Annotated in this window: 16 protein-coding genes; 7 read left to right on the top strand and 9 right to left on the bottom strand. The window is 69.1% G+C overall.

Annotated elements, in window-relative coordinates; translation table 11 throughout:
- Positions 1-21: 21 nt before the first annotated feature.
- The 5 genes from ABGB08_RS46785 to ABGB08_RS46765 all read left to right on the top strand — a co-directional run bounded on the left by ABGB08_RS46785 (position 22) and on the right by ABGB08_RS46765 (position 5,741).
- Positions 22-1,398, top strand: coding sequence for a DUF1996 domain-containing protein (locus tag ABGB08_RS46785; RefSeq protein ID WP_347604444.1), 1,377 nt, complete (start codon positions 22-24; stop codon positions 1,396-1,398).
- Between the two features lie 82 nt (positions 1,399-1,480).
- Complete coding sequence (locus ABGB08_RS46780; protein WP_347604442.1) at positions 1,481-2,272, top strand: hypothetical protein; 792 nt, start codon at positions 1,481-1,483, stop codon at positions 2,270-2,272.
- The gene (locus ABGB08_RS46775) at positions 2,269-3,726 is read left to right on the top strand and encodes an NADH-ubiquinone oxidoreductase-F iron-sulfur binding region domain-containing protein (RefSeq protein WP_347604439.1); all 1,458 of its coding nucleotides are present in this window, start codon (positions 2,269-2,271) and stop codon (positions 3,724-3,726) included. The genes ABGB08_RS46780 and ABGB08_RS46775 overlap by 4 nt, the downstream gene beginning before the upstream one ends.
- Before the next feature lie 69 nt (positions 3,727-3,795).
- Positions 3,796-5,256, top strand: a complete 1,461-nt coding sequence (locus tag ABGB08_RS46770; RefSeq protein ID WP_347604436.1) for an FAD-binding oxidoreductase — start codon at positions 3,796-3,798, stop codon at positions 5,254-5,256.
- 107 nt (positions 5,257-5,363) lie between these two features.
- Positions 5,364-5,741 carry a hypothetical protein gene (locus tag ABGB08_RS46765; RefSeq protein ID WP_347604433.1) on the top strand — a complete coding sequence of 126 codons (378 nt, stop codon included), beginning with the start codon at positions 5,364-5,366 and terminating at the stop codon, positions 5,739-5,741.
- A 48-nt stretch (positions 5,742-5,789) separates the two neighbouring features.
- Here ABGB08_RS46765 and ABGB08_RS46760 read toward each other — a convergent pair whose 3' ends face one another.
- Positions 5,790-7,682, bottom strand: coding sequence for an ATP-binding protein (locus ABGB08_RS46760; protein ID WP_347604430.1), 1,893 nt, complete (start codon positions 7,680-7,682; stop codon positions 5,790-5,792).
- A 62-nt stretch (positions 7,683-7,744) separates the two neighbouring features.
- A complete protein-coding gene (locus tag ABGB08_RS46755; protein WP_347604427.1) occupies positions 7,745-9,652 on the bottom strand; it encodes an acetoacetate--CoA ligase in 1,908 nt (635 codons plus the stop codon).
- A gap of 91 nt (positions 9,653-9,743) precedes the next feature.
- Between ABGB08_RS46755 and ABGB08_RS46750 the strand changes: the two genes are divergently transcribed.
- Positions 9,744-10,433, top strand: coding sequence for a hemerythrin domain-containing protein (locus ABGB08_RS46750; RefSeq protein WP_347604424.1), 690 nt, complete (start codon positions 9,744-9,746; stop codon positions 10,431-10,433).
- Between the two features lie 470 nt (positions 10,434-10,903).
- On the opposite strand, the gene ABGB08_RS46745 is transcribed toward ABGB08_RS46750, so the two are convergent.
- Both ABGB08_RS46745 and ABGB08_RS46740 read right to left on the bottom strand, forming a co-directional pair.
- On the bottom strand, positions 10,904-14,308 hold the full coding sequence (locus tag ABGB08_RS46745) for a BTAD domain-containing putative transcriptional regulator (protein WP_347604421.1): 3,405 nt from the start codon (positions 14,306-14,308) through the stop codon (positions 10,904-10,906).
- Positions 14,309-14,497: 189 nt separating this feature from the next.
- The gene (locus ABGB08_RS46740; protein WP_246269258.1) at positions 14,498-15,205 is read right to left on the bottom strand and encodes an HAD hydrolase-like protein; all 708 of its coding nucleotides are present in this window, start codon (positions 15,203-15,205) and stop codon (positions 14,498-14,500) included.
- A 707-nt stretch (positions 15,206-15,912) separates the two neighbouring features.
- Between ABGB08_RS46740 and ABGB08_RS46735 the strand changes: the two genes are divergently transcribed.
- Positions 15,913-16,278 (top strand): hypothetical protein, encoded by a 366-nt coding sequence (locus ABGB08_RS46735; protein ID WP_347604418.1) that lies wholly within the window; start codon positions 15,913-15,915, stop codon positions 16,276-16,278.
- Positions 16,279-16,287: 9 nt separating this feature from the next.
- On the opposite strand, the gene ABGB08_RS46730 is transcribed toward ABGB08_RS46735, so the two are convergent.
- From ABGB08_RS46730 to ABGB08_RS46710, 5 genes are all read right to left on the bottom strand, one after another.
- On the bottom strand, positions 16,288-17,871 hold the full coding sequence (locus tag ABGB08_RS46730) for a serine/threonine-protein kinase (protein WP_347604415.1): 1,584 nt from the start codon (positions 17,869-17,871) through the stop codon (positions 16,288-16,290).
- On the bottom strand, positions 17,868-19,661 hold the full coding sequence (locus ABGB08_RS46725) for a serine/threonine-protein kinase (RefSeq protein ID WP_347604412.1): 1,794 nt from the start codon (positions 19,659-19,661) through the stop codon (positions 17,868-17,870). The genes ABGB08_RS46730 and ABGB08_RS46725 overlap by 4 nt, the downstream gene beginning before the upstream one ends.
- A 260-nt stretch (positions 19,662-19,921) precedes the next feature.
- Positions 19,922-20,554, bottom strand: coding sequence for an HAD family hydrolase (locus ABGB08_RS46720; RefSeq protein ID WP_347604409.1), 633 nt, complete (start codon positions 20,552-20,554; stop codon positions 19,922-19,924).
- Positions 20,555-20,720: 166 nt separating this feature from the next.
- Complete coding sequence (locus tag ABGB08_RS46715) at positions 20,721-21,392, bottom strand: siderophore-interacting protein (protein WP_347604406.1); 672 nt, start codon at positions 21,390-21,392, stop codon at positions 20,721-20,723.
- A gap of 471 nt (positions 21,393-21,863) precedes the next feature.
- Positions 21,864-22,766 (bottom strand): HNH endonuclease, encoded by a 903-nt coding sequence (locus ABGB08_RS46710; protein WP_347604403.1) that lies wholly within the window; start codon positions 22,764-22,766, stop codon positions 21,864-21,866.
- Between the last annotated feature and the right edge of the window lie 704 nt (positions 22,767-23,470).

Genomic DNA, 23,470 nt, shown 5'->3' with positions numbered 1-23,470 from the left:
TAGCTCGCAAGAGGAGAATCCATGCGAAAACGCTCTATAGCGGTCGCTGGCGTCCTGCTGGCCGGATCACTCGTGATGCCCATCTCGGCCACCCCCGCGTTAAGCGCCGTAGTCGGTCCGTCCCTGAGCGACTTCGTTGACATCCGCCGGGTGCCCCCGGGGAGCACGGGCGTACGCGCCGGGCGCGGCTCGTTCGTGTCCCAGTGCGGCCGCAACCAGAACGGACATCGCAACTCCGACAACCACATCGTCGCCCCTGGCGTGACCAACGGGGCCCATCACGTGCACGACTACGTGGGCAACCGCACCACGAACGGGTTCTCCACCGACCAGAGCCTGGCGGCCGGCGGCACGACCTGCCGGTTCGGTGACAAGTCCGCGTACTTCTGGCCGATCATCCGGCTCCGGCCGGACCTGCTGCAGGAACAACGTGACCAGCAGAACCAGAACCGCAACCAGCAGAACAACGACCAGCAGCAGAACCAGGACCAGAACAACCAGCAACAGCAGAACCAGGACCAGCAGAACCAGCAGAACCAGGACCAGCAGCAACAGCAGGGCCAGGATCAGGGTCAGCAGCAGCAACAACAGCCGCAGGACCAGCAGCAGCAGAACCTGAACCAGGACCAGCAGAACCAAGACCAGCAGAACCAGCAGGACCAGCAGGGTCAGCAGCAGAACCAGCAGGCCTTCAGCGCCCAGAACACCAACCAGCGTCGCAGCCCCGGCAACAACAACCAGGGCAATAACAACCAAGGGAACAACCAGGGTAACAACCCGCAGCCCAGCCAGACTCCGTCGCAGCAGCCGACGGAGCCGGCCCAGCCGCCTCCCCCCAGGCCCGGGGAGGACGGTTCCGAGCTCGGCGGCGCCGCCGACGGCAACATCGGCAGGATCGTGACCCCCCGTTCGGTCACCCTCCAGTTCCGCGGCAACCCGGCCAGCCGGGTCGTGGCGATGCCCCGGTTCCTGCGCCTGATCACCGGCGACGCCAAGGCGGGCACCAACGGCGGCGCGAACGCCCGGGCGCAGTGGAGCTGCACCGGCTTCACCAACCGGTTCACCACCCAGTACCCGCTCTGCCCGCGCGGCAGCCTGGTGGTCCGCCAGCTGGACTTCCCGAGCTGCTGGGACGGCCAGAACACCGACAGCGCCAACCATCGCACCCACGTGGTGTTCCCCGGCCAGAACGGCGCCTGCCCCGCCGGCACCCGCGCCATCCCGCAGCTGCGCATGACCCTCACGTACTCGGTCCCGACGGGCCCCTCGTTCGCCGTGGACGCGTTCCCGGAACAGCTCCACAACCCGGTGACCGACCACGCGGACTTCCACAACGTGATGTCCAACCAGCTGATGAACTTCGTCGTTCAGTGCATCAACCGAGGCCAGCGCTGCTGACCCGGAGGTGAATAAGCAGATGACACGAGGCAGTTCCGAGCCCGCCCCGCTCCCAGCAGACTCCCCCCAACCGGAGGAATCCGTGTCCAGACGACGGGCTCACCGTCGGCCAGAAACGCCGCTCAACCTGCAGTCCCGCCCAGCCAGGATCGCGCTGGGCACCGTGGTCGTGGTCGTCATCTTCGGCGCCCTGCTCGCCGCCAGAAACGGCATGAGCGCCGGACTCCTCGCGGAGGCGCAGAACTTCCTGACCGTCTACGCGGGCGTGCTCTCGCTCGTCGCCTTGACGACGACGGTCGCCCTCGGGTTACTCGCCTCCGAACGTCTCCTGCTCCCCATCCCCTGGCGGGTGCGCGCCCAGCTCGTGCACCGAGCCGCCGCACTCGTCGGGGTCGGTTTCCTGGTCACCCACATCGGTATGAAGATCGCCGCCGGGCTCGTCCCGGCCTGGGGTTCGGTGCTCCCCACGACGAACCTGGCCATCGGGGCGGGCGCGATCGCGTCCGACCTGATGATCGTGGTCGTCGCGACCGGAGTGATGCGCGGCCGGTTCGCGCAGGCCGAGCGACCCTGGCTGTGGCGGGGTCTGCACGACCTGGCCTACCTGGCCTGGCCCGTGTCGATCCTGCACGGCCTGGCCGCCGGCCGTACCCCTGCCGCGTGGGTGAGCTGGAGTTACATCGCCTGCCTTGTGGCAGTGGGCACCGCCCTGCTGCTAAGAGTCGTCGCCTCTCTTCGCCCTGCGGCGACGATCGCCGACGACCTGGAGACCCTGCCGATGCCTGAGGTCGCACCCGCGCCTCAGTCGGTTCCCGAACCGATCAGCATCGTGGGCCGCGAACGCACCTCCTCCAAGCTTCGGAGAGTCGTATGATCCCCTATCGCGTCTCCAAACTGCGCCGGATGGGTCCGGCTCGGCTGACCGCCGGGCTGGACGACAACCGCCGGCTGGATCTGGACACCCACTACACCATCCATCGCCAGCTCGACGGCGAGACCGTCGACGGGCTCATCGCCATGGCCGAGGAGGTCGACCTGCGCGGCCGGGGCGGCGCCGCCTTCCCGTTCGCCAGGAAGCTCCGCGCGGTCGCGGCGCACACCCGCTCCTCCGACACGGTGGTGCTGGTGAACGCCGCGGAGGGCGAGCCGGCCAGCATGAAGGACAAGATGCTGCTGACCCGCTCGCCGCATCTGGTGCTGGAGGGCGCGCTGCTGGCGGCCAGCGCCCTGGACGCCAAGGAGGTGGTGATCGCCACCCCGGCCGGGGAGCTCGCCGAGGGCTCCATGATGGCCGCCGTGGCCGAGCGCGGCCTGATCGGCTACGTCCGGGTGGTCGGCATCCAGGAGCGGTTCATCTCCGGCGAGGGCGGTGCCCTGGTCAAGGCGGTCAACGGCGAGCTGGGCATGCCGTCGGGGCGCAAGGTGCGCTCCAGCGACAGCGGCGTGAACGGCCTGCCCACGCTGCTGTCCAACACCGAGACCTTCGCCCAGCTGGCCCTGCTGGCCGAGCTCGGCCCGGAGGAGTACGCCTCGGTCGGCACCCCGCAGGAGCCCGGCACGATCCTGCTCAGCGTGAGCGGCTCTGTGGCCGCGCCCACCGTGGTGGAGTGCACGCCGGGGGTGCCGCTCGCGGCCGTGCTCGACATGTGCGAGGCCCGGGTGGGCGACGGCCTGCTGGTCGGCGGCTACCACGGCAAGTGGTTGAGCGCCGCCGACGCGTACGGCGCGATCGTCTCGCGGCGGGGCATGTCCCAGTCGGGCGGCGAGCTCGGCGCGGGCATCATCGTGCCGCTCGGCTCGGACACCTGCCCGCTCGGCGAGACGGTCCGGGTGGCCGCCTACCTGGCCGCGCAGTCGGCCGGGCAGTGCGGCCCCTGCCGGATGGGCCTGCCGTCGCTGGCGCGGGCGATGGCCGAGCTCACGGTCGGCACTCCCGGCGCGCTGGATCTGGTCCAGCAGGCCGCGACGGCGGTCCGGGGCCGGGGCGCCTGCTTCCACCCGGATGGAACCTCCAGGTTCGTCCTGTCCGCGCTGGAGGCGTTCGCCGACGACGTGGAGGAGCACCGGCTCAACGGCACCTGCGGGCGGCCGACCAAGGAGGTCCTGCCGCTTCCGATCGCGGACGCCTCCGACGTGCGGCTGGTCGTGGACTGGACCCGCTGCCAGGGCCACGGGCTGTGCGCGCACCTGGTGCCGGAGCTGGTCAAGCTCGACCATCACGGCTATCCGGTGTTCATCGACAGCCCGGTTCCCTCGTGGGCGAAGAGCGAGGCGCAGCGCGCGGTCGAGATGTGCCCGGCGCTGGCGTTGCGGATCGGCGCACGGTGACCTGATTGTCACCAACCCCGTCGGCATGTCACGCGTCTCACGAGGTAGTCGTGACTTCGGGGAGTGATCATGCCGATTCCTGTGCGCCCTTCCGTCCCGCTGGGACGGCGGGGATTTCTGGCGTTGGTCCCGGCCGGTCTGGCACTGGCCGGGGTTCAGGCGCCGGACTGGCGCGCGCTGGGCCGAGGCTTGGACGGCACGCTGGTCCGCCCGGGCGACTCGGCGTATGACCGCGCCCGGCGCCTGTTCAACCCGGCCTACGACAAGGTCAGGCCCGCCGCGGTCGCCTACTGCGCGACCCCGGCGGACGTGGCCGAGTGCGTGGCGTTCGCGCGCCGCTTCGACGTGCCGATCACCGCCCGGTCCGGCGGGCACAGTTACGCGGGCTGGTCCACGGGGACCGGCCTGGTGGTGGACGTGTCGCCGTTGTCGTCGGTACGGCACAGCGCGGGCCTGGCCACGATCGGCGCGGGCGCCAAACTCGTCGACGTCTACGCGAGGCTGGGCAAACTCGGGGTCAGCATCCCGGCGGGTTCCTGCCCGAGTGTCGGCATCGCCGGGCTCACCCTGGGCGGCGGCATCGGCGTGGTCTCCCGCCGGTACGGTCTGACCTGCGATGTGCTCACCCAGGTGGAGATGGTCACCGCGGACGGCAAGCGGGTGACATGTTCCCCCAGCAGCCATCCCGACCTGTTCTGGGCGTCCCGTGGTGGCGGAGGCGGAAATTTCGGGATCGCGACGTCGTTCACCTTCCGAAGTCACGCCACCCGCGAGGTGACGGTGTTCTCGCTGCGCTGGCCGTGGGCGAGGGCGGCAGCGGTGTTGCGGGCGTGGCAGGGGTGGGCGCCCTCGGCTCCGGACGGGTTGTGGTCGAATCTTCATCTGAGTCATGATCCGTCGCCGGATGTGACGGTGGGCGGGCTCTATCTGGGGTCCAAGTCGGGGTGTGAGAAGCAGTTACAGGTGCTGCTGGATCGGGTGGGGCGTGATCCTTCGAGCAGGTCTGTGCGGCATGTGCCGTACCAGCAGGCAATGATGATCATGGCGGGGTGCTCGTCCTATTCGGTGTCCGAGTGCCATCGGCCGGGGTCGTTACCCGGGCAGACCGCGAACGGACGGCTGGTGCGGGACACCTTCAGCGCCAAGTCGCATCTGGCGTATTCGCCGCTTGGGGACGCCGGGATCCGGGCGCTGCTCGCGCAGGTGGCGAAAGCCGGGCGGCATACCGTGCTGCTGGACGCGTTCGGCGGGGCGATCGCGCGGGTGCGGCCCGACGCGACCGCGTTCCCGCACCGGAAGTCGTTATACAGCGTGCAGTACTACGCGCATTTCGACGGCGCCCTGGCCTGGGCGCGCGGCGCGCACGCCGCGATGCGGCCGTTCTTCGGCGACCACGCCTACGTCAACTACATCGACCCCGACCTGACCGGCTTTCTCGGCCAGTACTACGGCGCGAACGCCGCCCGCCTGGTCCAGATCAAGTCCAGGTACGACCCCGGGCGGCTGTTCCGGTTCCCGCAGGGCCTGTGAACCAGAATCGGGCCGTTTTCGGGCGTTGAGTGGCGTCGGAAGCGAATATTCCGCACGCCTACGTTTCGTAGGACATGCAACATCGTCTCGAAACGGGGTAACAAACCATGATTCGTCGTATCGCCCTCAGCATCGCCGCCCTCGCCGCCGGAGCCACCGTGCTCACGGTCGCCGCGCCCGCCCACGCCCTGGTCGGCTGGGGCGGCACGCTCACCCCCGGCAGCACCGCCTGCGTCGGCCAGTACGCGGCCACCAAGGTCCAGGGCGACGGCACCGCCACCGCCGGCGGCGCCAAGTTCTTCATCTACCGGGCGGGCGTCCTGGCGTACGCGACCCCGGGCCGGGTCACCGGCTGGGTGCAGGGCCTCACCTCGACCAGCGTTCCGGCGTTCCCTGGCGCGGGCGACTACACGGTGTGCGCCAAGAACACCGGCAGCGCCAACACGCTCGTCAACTTCCACATCGCCTCCGACAACGAGTTCTGACCGCCCCTCGGTGTCCCCGGCCCTCACCGGGGACACCTCCGGGAGGGATCAGTGGGTCCGCTGCCAGAGCAGTTCGGTGAAACGGGCTTCGGCCAAGGCCAGGTGGCGGCGGTAGGTGGTCGTGGGCAGGCCGAGCAGGGTGGCGGCGTCCGCCTGGGTTCTGGCGGGGCGCAGGAACGTGTGGTGCAACGCGCGGTGGGCCTTCAGGTCGCGCGGGGAGGCGGCCAGTTGGGCGGCGACCTCTTCGAAGAGCGCGCGCAGTTCGTGTTCTCGCAGGTTGAGGGCGCCTAGCAGGGGCGAGTCGCGTAAGCCGTCGGCTCTGCCGTACGCGCGCAGGGCGGCTCGCACAGCTTCCCCGAACTGCTCCTCGTCGAGGGTGCGGCGGTCCACGGGGGCGGGCTCGATCAGCGCGTCCCGCTCGGCCAGGCGGGCCACCCAGGTCAGTGGCGGGACCTCGCGCCAGTCGTGGGCGAACACGGCGAAGGTGTGGTCGCCCACCGTGAAGTCGGCCGAGGGCAGCCGGTGGAAGTCGACGTGGGCGCAGCCCTCCGCCCAGGGCTCGGCGGAGGCGAAGGTCAGCAGCGTGCGGTCCGGGCAGTCTCCGGTCAGGTAGGACCGGAACAGCTGCGTGGTCATGAACAGCTGCACGGGGGACGGCTCCTGGTAACGCCGCCCGTCCATCCAGAACCGCACCATCCGGGTGTGCCCCGGCTCAAGATCGCGGGTGGCCGGGTCCTCCGGGTCGGGGACGGCGTCGATCAGCAGGTAGAACCCGGCGGCGGTGCCGTCCTGGCCGCGGATCACGGTCGGCTCGTGCCGGGCCAGCCAGCGTTCGCACAGCCGGGCCGACTCGTCGCCCTCGTGCTTGCGTACCCAGGACACGATCGTGCCCAGTTCGGCCCGGGTCGGGCGGTCGGCGCTCAGGCTGCTGGTCTGCGGGTAGCCGACCACGAACGAGCCCAGCACCGAGGTGGCGCGGTGCAGGTAGACGAAGTCCAGCAGGACCGAGTGCCGGGAGGGTTCGGCGAACTGCTGGCGGTAGTAGGCGGCGGCGCGGCGGCGGATCTCCTCGCAGCCGTCCGGGTCGCGCCAGCCGAGTTCGGCCACCAGGGCGTCCCTGGCGAGGTCGTGGGGGAAGAGGCCGCGCGAGCCGTACTCGACGATGGACAGGCCGCGCAGCCAGCTGAACAGGTCGCTCGCGTCGTCGAGGTCGAGCAGGGCCTCCAGCAGGGGTTCCGTGGTGGCCAGGACCTGGGCGCAGGCTTCCAGCGCGCGCCGGTGCAGCGGGCTGGGCACCGTCTCGACGAAGCCGCGCAGGAGCTCCCCCATCACCTCGTGGGCGGAACCGGCGGAGAACCTGCGCTGGGCGGAGACGTCGGCGACCAGGGCGAGGGCGAGCGGGTGGCCGCGGGTGAACTCCAGGGCGGCCTCCCGTTCCTCCTCGGGCACGCCGCGGGCGGCCAGCAGCCGGGTGCCGTCCTCGTGGTCGAGGTTGCCGAGCGGGATGACCCGGACCAGCTCCCGCCAGCCGGGGTCGGCCCGCCAGACCGGTTCGGGGCGGTCCCGCCCGGCGATCACCACGGCGGCGTCCGCGGGCAGCCGGGGCAGCAGCTCCCTGCGCAGCCACCGCTCCAGGCCCGGCACCCGCTCCACGGTGTCGACGAGCAGGACGAGCCCGTCGGTGGCCTCGACCTGGAGATCGTCGAGGCCGGTCAGCTCGTGCCCGTCCAGCCAGACGACCGTGCGTTCCGCGCGGTTGGCCAGCCAGGCGTAGCGGTGCAGCAGCGCCGTCTTGCCGACGCCGCCGGCGCCGTGCACGAGCAGGACCTGGGTCGCGCTGGCCGGGTCGAGCAGGTCGTGGAAAGCCGCCAGCTCGCGCCGGCGGCCCACGAAACCCCGCTGCCGCGCAGCGTCCAACCGGTCACCCAGCCGTGTGGACATGACACTTCACTCCGATGTGACAGGGCCCCGAAGTGAAGTGTCCGTCACCGTCCGCGGTATTTCTAGGGAATCGGGCGGAAGTGGTCGAGGACTTCGGGATTGGCCATCGCGTCGGTGTTCGCGGCTTTCGCGATGGGCACGCCGAGGAGGATCTTGCGGACCGGGACCTCCAGCTTCTTTCCGGAGAGGGTGCGGGGGATGCCGGGGACCTCGATGATCTCGTCCGGGACATGGCGGGGGGAGAGTTCCTTCCGCAGGGTGGTACGGAGGCGGGTGACCAGGGGTTCGTCCAGCGCCGTGCCGGTGGTCAGCGTGACGTACAGCAGGAGGCGGCCGTCCTGGCCGAGCTGGCCGGTGTCGATGACCAGGCTGTCGCTCACCTCGTCGAAGCGCTCGACGACGCGGTAGAACTCGCTGGTGCCCATCCGGACGCCGCCCCGGTTGAGCGTGGAGTCGGAGCGGCCGTAGATCACGCAGCCGCCGTCCGGCAGGATCTTGATCCAGTCGCCGTGCCGCCAGATGCCGGGGTAGTCGGCGAAGTACGACTCGTGATAGCGGGTGCCTTCCGGGTCGTTCCAGAACATGACCGGCATCGACGGCATCGGCTGGGTGACGACCAGCTCGCCGACCTCGCCGATCACCGGCTGGCCTTCCGGGTCGTACGACTCGACGCGGGCGCCCAGACAGCGGCAGGGGATCACACCCGCCCGGATCGGGAGCAGCGGGACCGCGCCCACGAAACCGGTGCAGACGTCGGTGCCGCCGGAGAAGGAGCCGAGCTGCACGTCGGGTTTGACGTCGGAGTAGATCCAGGCGAAGCCCTCCGGGGGCAGCGGGGATCCGGTGGAGCCGAGGCCGCGCAGCTTGTCCAGGCCGTGGGTTTTCACGCCGGCTTTCATCGAGGCCACGATGTACGGCGCGCCCGTGCCGAAGTAGGTCACGCCCTCCTCAGCGGTCACATTCCAGAGCGCGTCGGTGGCGGGGTGGGCGGCGGAGCCGTCGTAGAGGACCACCGTGGAGCCGACGAGCAGGCCGCCGATGAGGAAGTTCCACATCATCCAGCCGGTCGTGGTGTACCAGAAGAAGACGTCGTCGGGGCCGAGGTCCTGGTGGAAGGAGAGCGCCTTGAGGTGTTCGAGGACGATGCCGCCGTGCCCGTGCACGATGGGTTTGGGCAGGCCGGTGGTGCCCGAGGAGTAGAGGATCCAGAGGGGGTGCCCGAATGGCACGCGGTCGAATTCCGGTTCCTTCTCCTCTGACCTGAGGTCGTCCCAGGTCACGGCCGATTCGATCGGGTTCTGGTACGGGACGCACACGGTCGCCGCCAGTGACGGCAGCGTGGCCGCGATGTCCTGGACGACGTCGCGGCGGTCGAAGCTCTTGCCGCCGTAGCCGTAGCCGTCGACGGCGAAGAGGACTTTGGGTTCGATCTGGGTGAAGCGGTCGATGACGCTGGGGGCGCCGAAGTCGGGGGAACAGGAGGACCAGATCGCGCCCAGGGAGGCCGTGGCCAGGAAGGCGATCAGAGCTTCCGGAATGTTCGGGATATATGCGGCTACGCGGTCGCCTCTGGTGACGCCTAGCCGTACCAGACCGGCCCGGACCCGGCCGACCTCGGCGCGCAACTCGCCGACCGTGTACGTCCGCCGGTTTCCTGCTTCATCACGAAAAATCACGCCCAACCGGGCGGGGTCGCCGCGGAGCGCGTTCTCCGCGTAGTTGATCGCCGAGCCGTCGAACCAGCGGGTGGCGGGCATCTCCCCGCTGATCACCGGGCCGTCGCCTCGCTCTCCCGCGACCTCAAAGTACTCCCAGACCGACGTCCAGAATTCCGCCGGGGAGTCGACCGACCATTGCCATGTGTCCTGATACGCACCCGGCCGGCCAAGCCACTCCTGAAAACGAGTGATCTTCGCGGACCGGATGACCTCCGGGGTGGGTTCCCAGAGCAGAGCGCCTTCCTCAACCATGCCCCCATCCTGCCCTCCTCGGAGAGCGGGATCCAAGAAAGCTCAAAGCGCCAGGTCGCACCCTCGGGGTTAACCACATGAAGGAGTGCACATGTCTCAACCCACAACCCCCGTCCGTCCGCGCCGCCCCGGCGACCCCGAGCCGGACCTGACGATCTACGGCATCGCGCATCTGGCCATGCGCCACGGCGCCCACGAACTCGCCGCCCTCGCCCAGACCCTGCGCGACGGCGTCCCGCTGACCCCCGCCCGGGCCAAGGCCCTGGCCGAGTACGTCCGCCTGATGACCGAGGAGATCCACCTCCACCACCACGGCGAGGACACCATCGGCTGGCCCATCATCCAGGCATCGGCCGGCCACGCCGTGGACCTTGAGCCCCTGACCGCCGACCACGACCAACTCGACCCCATCCTCGACAGGCTCCGCCACGTGTCCGCACTCCTGGTCACCCACCCGGGCGACCCCGGCGCCCGCCAGTCGCTGGCTACCGACTCGATCGTCCTGCGCGACCTCCTGGACGAGCACATCGAGGAGGAGGAACGCGACATCTTCCCGATCATCCGAACCTACGTCTCGGTGGCGGACTTCAAGGCCTGGGAAGACCAAATCATGAAGAACTACCCAAAGAAGAACCTCTGGTTCCTCATCCCCTGGTCGGTCTCCGCCGTCCCCCCAGCCGACGTCCCAGCCGCACTGTCCCTGACCCCCCTCGCGTTCCGCCTCGCCAACCGCCTGTTCCACGGCAAGTACCACCGCTTCCACCAGCTCATCTTCGGGTGAGCCCTCGCCGACCGGGTTCCGTCTCTGGGCCGATTCCCGGAAGGCACATCGGCTCGGGCCTCAAGAAACGTTTTGAAACGGGGCGAAGCCCCCGGGCCGTCATGGCGGGGGCGGGCGGAGCCCAAGGGCCGTCATAGCGCGGGCCGAGCCCGAGGGCCGTCATGGCGGGCGGAGCCCAAGGGCCGTCATGACGCGGGCCGAGCCCAAGGGCCGTCATGGCGGGGACGGGCGGAGCCCAAGGGCCGTCATGGCGGGCGGAGCCCAAGGGCCGTCGTGACGGGCGGAGCCCAAGGGCCGTCATGGCGGGGGCGGGCGGAGCCCGAGGGAAAACAAAGGGCTGGGTGGGTGGGAGAACCACGGGATCGAGCTGCCGCCTATTCGGGCGACCACGGTGCTGGCGGGGGCGGGCGGAGCCCGAGGTGAAACAGAGGGCTGGGCGGGTGGGAGAACCACTGTGTCATGGCCGCCGGTTAATTCTCCTGCAGAGCGGCACGGGCGCGGGCCTCCCAACGAGGGGCTCGCGCGCGTTGTGCGACCTTGAGGGCCTGTCGCCAGTCGTCGGCCGGATCCTTGCCGAGCAGCACGGCGAGCCGGGCCATACATTCGGCGACGGGCCCGAGGATCATGGATATGGTCTCGCCGCCGCAGATGCAGTCCCGGTAGGGCGACAGCTGTGCGTAGATCTGTTCGGCGACGTCCCGAACCCCCAGGATGACGGCGGCGTCGGCTCGGAACGCCTGCATGAGCAGCCAGAGGTAGTCGAAGGCGGGTTCCTCGCGCAGCAGTTCCGCGGCCTCCGGGCGACCGTCCATCGCCGCGCGGAGCGCGAGGAGTGGCCGCGCGGCATCGGGATAGCCGTCGGCCAGCTGCTGGATCTCCGGATCGCCCTCGACCAGTCGCCCCTGCTGATACAGATGGATGACACGGACGACAGTCATCGTGCCGTATATGTCCCACATTTCCGCTTCGGTGGCGTCCGCCGCGACCTTCGCGAAGCCGCGGACCGCTTCGGCCTCGTCCCCCTGCATCCGCTGGATGGCGGCGGTGGCCAAGCCGGCGAGGGCGGCGGCCTCACGTAGGTCGTACCGGCCCGCGAGCTCCCAGGCCGCCTCGACCATCGCCGACGCCCCGTCGACGTCCGCCCGCGCCAGCAGCGCGGAACTGCTGGACAGCAGGCCAAGCGCCTCCACGCCGGGCAGTCGCTCCCGGCGACCCAACTCCATGAGCTCGGCGCCGATCTCCAGCACCAGGTCGTACTGCCCGGGGACCCGGTTGACGTAGTACCGGGCGTTGAGCGCGACCGCCAGCACCGAGGCGTCGCCAAGGCCCCTGGCCAGCGCGACCGCCTCCTCGGCCGCGGCGGACGCGCCCACCGGGTCGTGCCAGATCGCCGCCTCCAGCGCCAGCGTCGCCAGCAGCCGGGCGCGCAACTCGTTCTCCCCGTCCGGCAGCCCGGCCAGAGTGCGGCGGATCAGCTCCACGTGGGCCACGTCCGTCTGCCCGTGGGTGCGGTTGTTCCACATCATCGGAGTGTCGATGGCGGTGATCGCCGCCGCCGTGAGCGCCCGGTCCCCCGTCACCTCCGCAGCCCGGATCGCCTCCGCCCGCGACTCCCGCGCCGACTGCGACAACCCGGCCAGCTGCTCAGCCCTGGCCCGCTCGCGCAGCAACTCGGCCCGTACCCGCCGATCCCCGCGCGGATCCAGCAGGTGTACGGCCAGCGCCCGCGCCCACAGCGCCACCGCCGACCGGAACGCGAACCGCTGCTCCGCCTGTACGGCTGCCGCCCGGCAATACCGCACCGCCTGGTCCGCGCAACCCAGCGTGGCGGCCTCCGCGAAATGGTGGGCCAGCGCACCGACATCGGCCGGGCGCAGCTCCTCCATCGCCTCGGCGATCCTGAAGTGCAGCCGGGCCCGCCGGAGTTTCGGCAGGTCACCGTAGATGGTGTCCATGACCAGAGCGTGCGCGAAACGCACCCGGCCCGGGGCGGGTTCCTCCAGCAGGCCGGTGACGACGGCGATCTCCAGGGCGTCGTAGACCTCGTCGGCATGGTGTTGCTCAGCCCGTACCAGCACGGAGACCTCGCCCTCGCGGCCGAGCGCGGCGAACGTGCGCAGCACGTTCCTGGCGACGGCGGGCAGCCGGGCCACCCGGCGCCTGATCACGTCGGCGGCACCGGCCGGAACCTCGCTGGTGGCGACCAGCACGCCCTCGCTGGCCAGCAGCCGGGCGGTCTCCCTGGCGTAGAACGGGTTCCCGTCGGCGCGCGCCGCGATGGCGGCCACAGAACGGTCGTCGGCGCGGTCCTCGGCGTCGACCTCGGCGCAGGTCAGCCGCACCAGGGCGGCCACGTCGGCGGCGGCCAGGCCCGCCAGGTCGATGCGCGTCGCCTCCTGCCTGGCCAGGGTGGAACACGTCTCGGCCAGCTCCTCGCTCATCTCGGCGGGCCGGTAGGTGCCGGCCACGAAGACCGCGGCCGGTTGGCGATCGGCGGCGAGATCCCGCAGCGCGGCGAGCGTGGCCTCGTCCGCGCGGTTCAGGTCCTCCAGCACCACCAGCAGCGGGCGGGTCTCCGCCACCCGGGCCAGATATCCGGACAGGGCCCGGTGCACGTGGAACTGGGTGGTGGACGCGCCCAGCCGGAGCACCTCCCACTCCTCGCGGGTGCGCGGCACGAGGGGGTCGAGGGTGGTCATGACCTGGGCCCACGGCCAGAGCGCCGGCGAACCCTCCGCCTCGGGGCAGCGGCCCCAGGAGACCAGCCAGCCGCGGGCTTCCAGCTCCGCCGCGAGCGCGCTGACCAGGGCGCTCTTTCCGATCCCCGGCTCTCCGGAGATCAGAGCGGTGCCACGGCTACCGGTTGAGGCGATCATCTGGGCGGCGTCGAGGAGCGTGCCGAGCTCACCGTCTCGGCCGATCAACCGGGGGGCAGATCTTGGATCATCTATGCCGGGATTTTTCATCCGGGAACGTGAAATATCCGGCCTGCGCTGAGGCTGTCCGACGTGCTCGCTCGGTTCAGTCACTCGCGCGATGCCGCCTATGTCGCTGTCGGCGAGATTCGCCAACCCGCGACTCTCCGCCTGACCGAACAACATCGCCGCGTGGTCGAGGGCGGGATCCTGCGCCAGGACGGCGACCTCGATCTCACGCAGGCGCGGGCCTGGATCCACCCCGAGCTCCGCGACCAGGACGTCCCTGGCCCGGCGCAGCACCGACAACGCGTCGCCCTGGCGGCCGGACTGGTAGAGCGCCAGCGCCAGCAGCCGCCACGACTCCTCCCGCAGCGGCGACTCGGCGACCAGCACCTCCAGCTCGGCGGCGGCCGCGGCCGCCCGGCCCGACGCCAGCAGACCCATCGCGCGCAACTGCCGGGCATGCGCCCGCAACTCATCCAGGCGTACGACCTCCGGCCCCGCCCACTCCTCGGCCGCCACCTCCGAGTACGCGGGGCCCTGCCAGCGGGCGAGCGCGCGATCCAGCAGGGTGACGGCCTGGCCGGGGGCACGGGCCAGGCCAGACTCCTCGGCCTGGCGTACTTCCTGCTCGAAGAGCCAAGAGTCGAGGTCACCGGGCTGGATGCGCAGGGCGTAGCCCGGGGCGGCACTGACAAGGACCTTCGCGGGGGCGCGCGGCGGGCGATCGGGTTCGAGGACCCGGCGCAGGAGCGAGATGTTGGACTGGAGCAGGCCGGAGGCGCCCGAGGAGATCGAGTCGCTCCAGAGGTCCTCGACCAGGCGATCGGCCGGGACCACACGTCCGCCGGCGAGGAGCAGGCGGGCCACCACCGCCCGCTGCCGCCGGGGTCCGAGCGCGATCGGGTGGCCGTCCGCGGTGAACGCCTCAAGCGGCCCGAGCACCTGGAAACGCATCCGTACCTCCACGCAACCGGGCTTTGTAGCGATATATCGCCCTAATAGTGAGGCGACAGGTTGGAACGAGGCAAACGGGATGGTGTCTCAAGCCTTGATCGGACCTCGCGGCCGACTGGGCCTCGGGTCGGTTGGCCCTGCGGTCGGCCGGGCGTGAGTCAGCCGGCCTTGCGGTCAGCCGAGCCTTGATCAGCTGGCTTTGCGGTTGACCGGGCTGGTGAGGCGGGCGATGGCGGCGACCACTTCGGAGGCGTTGGAGAGGTCGGGGAGGACGATGTCGGCTCCGGCTTCGGCCAGTTCGGCCTCGGTGGAGCGGCCTGAGGCGACGGCGATCATCGCGGCGCCGCCGATCTGGGCGGCCTGCACATCACGGGTGGAATCCCCGATCAGCACGGTGTTCCCGGCGTCGAAGCGGAAGCCGTACTTGTCCTTGGCCCGGCCCTGCGCGACCTGGAGCAGGGTGGCTTTGGGGTAGACCTCCTCGCCGTACCCCCCGACCTCGAAGTCCACCCACTTGTTCAGCCCGAAGGCGGCCAGCTTGTGCACGGCATTGGTCTTGATCGTCCCGGTCAGCACCGACTGCACGACCCCGTCCAGCCGGGAGATCGCCTTCAGCGCGTCCTTGGCCCCCGGCATCACCCGGCCCTCCTTGTCCAGCCGCCGCCGCTTGTCCGTGAACGCCACGGCCAGCGCGTCGATGAACCGGGGCAGGTGGTAGTCCTCCACCTGGATCCCGTTGATCGCCAACGTCTCAAAGATGATCTCCGAGTCGGGCCGCCCCATGGCCACCGCCAGCTTCACCAGCGGCCGCCCGGTGACCATCCGGAACGCGTCGGCGTACGCGTCCCGAGCAACGATCGTGACGTCCACCAGCGTCAGATCGACGTTCCAGAGCACGAGCCGGTTAATGGCGACCTCCGAGGGGACGAACTCAACTCCGCCCAGCGTACGGCCAACGCCCCCCGCTTACCCCATCCGATGCCAGATGGATTGCCCTCTTCCGGGCAGATCGTCCCCACCCATCCGCCGCAGACCACCCCCGCACAGCCGCGACCGGGCTCGTGTGCCACCAGAGTGGCGACGTGGTCGAGCAGGATGTAGATCCGCTCGACCAGGAGTGCTTTCCCGGCCGGCGCTTCGTCGGCCAGGCCACCACCGGCCTGGATCAGGTGGCACTGATGCGGCGAACCTCGATCCGCGCGTGTATCGAACGTCACCCGCAGCTCACCTTCACCTACCCCATCGCTGAGCCCACGGCCCGGACGAGCATGTCCGCCGGCTGGTATCAGAGGGCACTCGCCCAAGTCTGCCCTGGGCACCGCAGTTGCGCGGCCTCGTCGCCGACCCCGCCCCGTGTGGACGCCTTCTGGCAGGACACCCGGCGATCTTGGATACTTTGGGCCATGTCTATGATTGCCAGGGTCTCGTTAGGGGTGACGCTCCTCGGTGGCCTGCTCGCAGGGTGCGGTGACGGCAGCCCCGCCGCGACCGCCTCACCTGCGGGGTCTTCCACACCGACCACACCGACCACACCGACCACACCGACCACACCGACCACACCGACACGGCCCTTCGCTCTGCCGACGGACTGTGACGATCCCCGATTGGTCGCGGCCATGGGCGCGTTGATCAAGGGCAAGAAGTTCAACGACCGGTATGACTCCGCCGGCAAAGTGACCTGCTCGTGGGGGAAGAAGGTGCCCACCGCCGCGGTGACGATCGCCCTTCCGTCGGCGCCGCCCACGTACGAGGACTTCCCTGAGGTCGAGGTCCCCGAACTGACCGCTCTCGGCGTCGAAGCACAGTCCGGCGGCACCGAGATCGCCGTCGGCGATCGGTCCCTGTACAACCAGGCGTTCGTGGTCATCGCTCCGCAGTTCCGGCTCACGGTCGACCAGATGAGCGAGGAGCGCCGCGACGACGATCTGCGCGAGGCCGCCGTCGCCCTCACCACGTGGTTGATGTCGTAGCGTCCCGACTCAGGACACTCCAAGCTCCCGGCTGCTCTCGACCCGGAAGGAACTGCCGTCGGGGACCATGTCGAGCCTGCTCACGGTCCCGTCCGCGCCGAGGCGGAACACCCGTGCGCCCGGCGAGGTGACCGCTTCAAGGGCGATGGCGCGCGCACCATTGCCCGACGCGGCCGACAGCAGCGTCGTCGCCCGACCGGACGGCCACTCCCCCGTGGTCATCTCGGCCGAATTCGGCTGCGGATTCGCCGGCCAGACGTGATCCAGCTTCCACACGGTTCCGACCCTGCGCATCTCCATGACCACACCGCTGCGACGGTAGTCGTGGGTGGAATCACTGGTCGTGTCCGTCTGGCCCCAGACCAGCACGACGACCCGATCGGTCCGGGCGGCGACGATTCCGCTCTCAGCCGCCACCGCCTGCTGCACCATCTTCTCGTCGCGGATCCGCTGCGCCTGCTCCTGGAGCCGACCGGTGTACTCCACGTTCGCACGTCCTGTGGTCGCGCCGTCCACTGCCCGAAGATCCTTGTCCAGCGTCTTGTAGCCGAAGCTGTTGACGATGCCGTAGGCGCTCCGCGCCGCTTGACTGGCCTCCTGGACGTACAGCGGCGGCGGAAGCACACCCCCCGTCTCCACGCTCACCTGCCCGCCTCCGTCGCTGGCCGAGCCTCTCCACATCGCCGCACCACCTCCACCGGCGATCACAACGACCGCTACCACCGCAACGATCCATCCCCTCTTCCAGCCCCGCGCCCGCACCGACACCTCGGCGGATTCCAGCGGGGTGCGGTCGACTAGGTGGTAAAGCAGGTCCTGGGCGGACGGGCGGCGTGCGGGGTCCTTGGCCAGGCAGGCCTGGAGGATTACGCGCAGGAAGCCGCCCAGCTCGATGTCCGTGCCCAGGTCGGGTTCCTGATGGAGAACGCGGTAGACGACGGCTTGCACTGTGTCGTTACCGAAAGGATGACGGCCTGTCGCGGCGTAGGCGATCGTCGCGGCCCAAGAGAAGACGTCAGCGGCGGTACGCGGCGGGTGTCCGGCCAACTGCTCGGGCGCGATGAACGCGGGAGTGCCGGCAATGAGGGAGCTCGTGGTGGGGCCGCTGACGGCGCGAGCAAGTCCGAAGTCGACGACGCGGGGGCCGTCCGGGCCGATGATCACGTTGCGGGGGGTCAAGTCGAGGTGGGCGACGCCCGCGCGATGGATCGCCGTCAACGCGGTGGCGGTGGCGACGGCCAGCCGTTCCAGCGCCCCGCCGCGACGGGCACCCTCACGTTGGACAAGCTCGGCCAGGGACGGACCGGGCACATACTCGGTGACGATGTGTGGCGGGTCAGCTGTCAGATCGGCGTCGAGCACCTGGACCGTGCAGAACCCGGAGACCCTGCGCAGCAGGTCGAGCTCAGCCGCCATCCGGTGCCGCGCAGCCTCGTCGGAGATCCGGGGGAGCGCTTTCACGGCGACCTGCCGTCCGTCGTCGCCCATGGCGAGAAAGACGACGCCCTGGCCGCCCGCGCCGAGCCGTCCGAGCACCCGGTATCGTCCGATCCTTTCCGGATCGGCCGGACGGAGCGGGGCGAACAGGCTCATTTTGTGCGCCGCTCGAACATGGATCGATTGTCCTTCGGCGAAGTGACGTCCTCCAGCTTCCATCGTCCGTCGACGCGGCGCAGGTGCAGCCGATAAGCCACGACCTTGTGGTCGGGGGCTTTGGCCGAATCTCCGAGGTGGATCAAGGTCGCGGCATCGGGCCCGTCGAACCGTTCGAAGGCCGTACCAATCTCCCGGTATTGCCAGGTCCACCAGTCAGGAACCTGAGCATCGGGGACTGCGGCCAACTCTCGCCACCACTGCTCGGCCCGTCCCGTAGTGCAACGGCCGAAGAAGTCCGGACGCTCTTCCAGGCGGGGCCCGTTGATGAAGGCTTCGGTCTGGCAGCGGCCGGCATCGGCGACCATGCCCCGAATCTCCGTGGACGGCCAAGTGGCGCTGGCCGGAGCCGCAGAGCCGGACGGTGCGGTCCGCGCGTAATCCATCTTCCAGCCCCCGTCGGAGGGAACCATCTCGGCGAACAGCAGGGGATCGTCCGACTTCACCGAAGTTCCGTTCCGGGTGATGGCGCTGAGTCCGGTGACGATGACCGACACCCGCTCCGGCGACGCCCAGACGATTCCCGCAGCGGTCGCCCGTGCCGTCTGCTTCGCCTTCGCGCCTACCACCGCGTTCTTGGAATTGGCGACCAGATGCTGATAGTCCTGCGCCGCTACCCCGGAGAGCAATGCCAGCGTACGCCGCGCTCCACCGTCGTAGTCCGTGTAGTCGAGGCTGTACCACGCCTCAAAGGCCGTCCGTGCGGCCCCTGCTGCCGCCAGGGAATACCCCGGAGGCTCGTTAGCCGTCGCGGACTCCGTGACCGTCGTTGTCTCCCTTCCTCTCGCCAACCAGACCGCACCTGCTGCCAGGGTGATCGCCGTGGCGATCGCGCCCGACGCTAACATCGTCCGGCGCCACACCCTTGGCGACTTCATTCGCGCTCTCGTCGCTGTTCGTCCGGCACCCCGTGGCTCGGCTTGGGGGCCGGCGCCGAGATCCATGATGGACAACGGGAGCTCGGATGCTGTGGGACGGTCGGCGGGCTCCTTGGAAAGGCAGCGTCCTACCAGGGAGCGGAGATGCCCCGGAAGGGAGCCTAGGTCAGGCGGCTCGTGGAGCACGCGGAACAGGACAGCCGGAAGCGTGTTGGCCTCGAACGGGGAGCGGCCGGTGGCGGCGTAGACGATAGTGGCACCCCAGGCGAAGATGTCGGCGGCGGGGCCGAACTCCTCGCCCTGGATCTGCTCGGGAGCCATGTATCGGGGAGTGCCCACGCGGGCGCTGGCGACGGCGGCGCCGTCTTGAAGAACGCGGGCAATGCCGAAGTCGATGACGCGTGGACCGTCGTGCCCCAAGAGGACGTTCTGCGGTTTGAAATCGCGATGGACAATACCCGCCCGGTGGATCGCGATAAGAGCCGTAGCCGTCGCCACCGCGAGCCGGTCGAGCTCGGCTCCCGCGAGCGGCCCGCGTTCGGCGATGAAGGCATGAAGAGATTGACCGGCAACGTACTCGCTGACGATGTAAGGCGGGTCGGCCGTCACATCGGCATCGAGGACCTGCGCGGTGCAAAAGCTGGAGACGCGCCGGAGAATGGCGAACTCACGCTCGAACAGGCGGCGGGCATCGGAACCGACCTCAGCGTTGATGACCTTCAACGCTACCTGGGCGCCGTCTGGCGCGTTGGCCAGGTAGACGATGCCTTGGCCGCCGACCCCCAGCCGCCCCGTCAACGCATAACGCCCGACGTGCCTCGGGTCGCCTGGAAGCAGCCCATCAACACTCATCACCGCACAGAGTAATGGCCGTGCAACCCAACGGCCAGAGCGGCAACATGATTCCGGCGGACACGCCGTCCCGATGTGCTGCGCGTGGCCGCCGTCCTCGGCTACGAGGACGGCCTGGCGGTCGTGCCCGCCATGACGTGCGCCGGGAGACCGCGGGCAAACGGCTGGCACCCGCAGCCCAGCATCTTAGCCAGCCCACCGGCCTTGGTCGGCGCCTGGCGACGACCAGTGACCACGTCGGATCTTCAGGTGCCAGATCTTCAGATGAGGTCGAGTGCTTGCGACAGGGAGTCCACCACGGGCACGCCTACTCGCCGCAGTTCCGAGCGGCGGGTCATGCCGCCGGTGTAGAGGATTGCCCGTGCCCCCACATGCTCAGCCGCATGTGCGTCATCGACGCTGTCGCCGATCACCACGACCTTGCTGGGATCGAGATCGAGCGCCTTGAGATGCAGCACCATGTGCTCCGCCTTCGGCCCACCGGAAGCCGCCCGGAGCCCGTCGACGCGGGTGAAGTGGTGATCGATCCCGAACTCCCCCACTTTCGGCACCAGACGATCGTGCCCCCACATCGACAACAGCGACTGCGTCCGCCCCGAGTCCCCCCAGGCCCGCAGGCTCGCCGTCGCGCCCTCGGCCAGCCGGCACGCCAGCATCAGCCGGTGATAGTGCTCATGAAACCCATGATCCAGCTTCTCCCACTCGCCTTCGGCCAGCGGTCGCCCGATGATGCGCTCATACGCAACCCAGATCGGCCGCGTATAAACCTCCCGAAACCCCTCAAGATCAAACGGCCCCACCCCATACGGCCGGAAGATCTCGTTCGTAGCCCCCACGACCGCGTCCGTGTCGTGGAAGAGCGTCCCATTCCAGTCCCAAACAATGTGTGTCATCGTCCCCCAACTTTAATCGACCCCACCGACAACCCCCAGGCCACCCACCCCATCGGCCACGTTTTCGGCACCAATCCCACCACTCACATCCGGCCCCAACATGGCGGTCACTTCAACACCAGGTGGACGCTGACCACACGAGGACTCCAGCCTGCGAGGCCGGCGGTCACTCCAGGCCCACTTTTCCCGGCGTCCAGAACGGCTTGGTGAGCACAGCACGCCGCGGCCACCCGCGCTCCCGCACCAAGTGATCACGGACCATCTGAATGGTCTTGGCCTCGCCCGCCACATAGGCGACCCCGGCCTCCGCTGGAAGCTGCAACTCTCGAACCGCCTCAACGAGTCCGCCGGACTCCGCCGCGCTCCGCTCCCCCCGAAAGACCCACCGAACCTCACCCCCGATTTCGAGCCGATCTTCCGCCCCCGCGACCTCGACAACCCCATGCACCGAGGCTTCCCCCAGTCCTCGAATCATCGGCCCGAACGCGACCGCCGCCGTCTCCTCACCCACGAACAGGTGATACGCCCCCTCCTGGGCGACGAACTGCCCCTCCGGCTTGTTGAACGTCACCTCATCCCCCACCGCCAGCCCCCGAGCCCACCGAGCCCCCGGCCCATCCCCGTGATCGAGAACCCGCAGCTCCAACCCGCCATCAAGATCCCAAACCGAATAGGTCCGCAAGAAATCCCGAGGCCGCCGCCAGTTCCGAATCTCCAACGGATCCGTCACCAGCACCCGCACCTGCTGCCCCGCCACCCAAGCCAGCCCCCCAACCCCCTCACCCTCAACCCGAATGGCCCGCATCCTCCCCGCCACCATCCGAACCTCGGTCACCACCCCCGTGACCAGAATCAGATCCCGAACCCGCCGCCCCAACCCCCGCGCCCCAGAAGAAGCACCCATAACCCTCGGAACAAAGCCCCACCAGACCCTGCCCCTAACCCCTCTCCTCCACCGCACCAACCAAAGCGAACTCAAGATATATCTCGACTTAGCCTCCGTCAACGGCCCCCAGGTGGCACCCCTTCCCAAGCCCCTTGCCCACATCAGAAGATCACGTTCATGACCCGAAGATGATCCAGCCCAGGGAGACGACACTCATTTGGCCGCTGACAGGGGTCCAACCCCTGGGAGATGAGACGCGCAGATGGTCCAGTCCTGGGATATGAACGGAATGCTCAACGAATCCCGCTCTTCCGCCCTCAACCGTCAGTTCGGGTGAAGGCGGCGGCTTTCCTGTCGCCGGGTCACCGCCTGCCTGCCCGTCGAGATAGCCGCAGGGCCGCCTCCACACGTCACCGAGACTGCTCAGCCCGCAGCGCGGAAGCGCTCGTAGCGCTCTTCGACCAGATCCCGGTCTGGTTTGTCCGCACGTCGGCGCGGAAGCACAAGCGGGAGGTTGTTCATTTCCTGCAGCCCGTGCTTGAGCATGGGACCGTCGATCTCCTGCAAGATGTCCGCGCGGACCTCGATCGTGAAGTCCGGCCGGATGCCCAGGATGTTCTGATCGAAGGCAGTATGGTGGATCTTGCACAGGGCCATGCCGTTGGAGACGGCCGGAACACCACGGAACTCCCGATCCGGAATGATGTGCGCGGCGTCCAGCAACGAGCGGTGGCGCAGGCGGCACATCGCGCAACTGGTGTCGTACGCCTGGATCACCCGCTGCCGGAAGACCGGCTGGTGGAGCCGGACTCGCGAGATCGTCTCGGAGTAGCGGCGCTCGATCAAGCTCACTGGGCCGTCCAACGGCAGGTGCCGCTGAGCCTCGTCGAGCGCCACGACCACCTGGGAACTGCTCTCCTCGATGCCGACGATCCAAACGGGGAACGACGGCAGGTACAGGCTCTGCCGTACACCGAAGAACCAGATCAGCGGCACACCCAGCTCGTGGGCGCGGAGCAGACCGACGTTGGTGTAGTGCGATGGATTGCCCTGGAACTTGTAACGCAGCAGCCCGTCCACACCGACCTCGTCTTCGTACGGCGCGCGGGCACCGTCTGAGGTGTAGGTGGTCAGGATCGACAGCGCCGCCGTCATGCCCCGCGGTTTACGGATGCCCAGCTGGTTGTCGATCAGGGAGAACTGGCGGCCCTCGAAGTGGAAGCCCAGCAGCTCATCCCGGTGGACCACTGGGTCCTCCGGCGTACACCGCTGTCGAAGCCAGGTCATGGCGGCGGCGCGGATGCGAGTATCGAGATCGTCACCCATCGGCATGATCACGGCTGCTGTTCTACACCCATGGCCGGCGAGTCCACCAGGTCGTCACACCACAAAGGCATTGACCTGGCTGGCTACTGGCCCGCTAGACCCAAGGTTGACTGTGTATCCCTCCGCGACCCCTGCGGTCCGACGGCGACACGCCATGACCCTTCGCGTCACATCACTCCAGCTCAGACGCTCTAAACGCCCTGACAGCCCACCCACAACACGCCGACGAACCCCCTCCAGCAACGGCCCTTCGCGACGCGCCACAATCCCGCAGCTGGAGGACTACGATTTGCCCCACCTGTCGCGGCGCTCCGAGCGCCGCCCTTCATCGAGGCGACGTCGCGATCACCGCTGCGCACGCCACCTTGGGTCGCGGCGCTTCCGAGCACCGCACTTCTTATCTGGTGCGTTCTCTGGTAAAGCCCAGGTGGGCGGCAAGGAGTACTTCGAGCTCCTCCATGCCGTCGTGTAGAGGACGAGTGGCTTACGTGAGACGCTGTACAGGCTCTTGATCGGCCACAGGTGGGGAGGAACCGAGTAGGTGCCCCGATGGATGATGGCGTAGGCCCAGCCGAGCTTAGGGAGCATGCGGAAATAAATCCGTTGTCTCGTGATCGGTGATCTAATCGTGTGGTGAAGCTCCGTACGATGGCCGCCGATGAGCGTGAACGCTTGGAGAGCGGGCTGACCCGCCGCTGGCTCGA

This window comes from Acrocarpospora sp. B8E8, assembly GCF_039871605.1.
GTDB classification, from domain to species: domain Bacteria; phylum Actinomycetota; class Actinomycetes; order Streptosporangiales; family Streptosporangiaceae; genus Acrocarpospora; species Acrocarpospora macrocephala.
The sequence above is the reverse complement of the archived record's forward strand: the minus strand, read 5'-3'. Positions and strand labels throughout refer to the sequence as shown.